General features: G+C 58.1%; 1 pseudogene. It reads right to left on the reverse strand.

Annotation, left to right across the window (positions count from 1 at the left end):
- A pseudogene (locus AC1RPV_RS08120) lies at positions 1-248 on the reverse strand (hypothetical protein); the annotation flags it as partial.

Genomic DNA, 248 nt, shown 5'->3' on the forward strand with positions numbered 1-248 from the left:
GTTCGAGATGCATCCAGTGATACTTGCGCACCCGCTCGATGTCCTTGTCGCGCAGACCCTTGAGTCGGCGGATGTCAGAGTTGTGGCGCAGGTCCGCGAGCTTGACGATGATCGAGTCGAGACTCGACTTCACGCGCTCAACGTACACGTCCAGCTCTTCGCCCGCGATCTTCGTGAGATTCCGGATTCCGTTGATCACACGGTCCGAGAAACCCTCGCGTCGCAGGAACGAGTAACCTGCTTCATGT

Source organism: Dellaglioa sp. CoH-55-MRSF-9, from assembly GCF_056782155.1.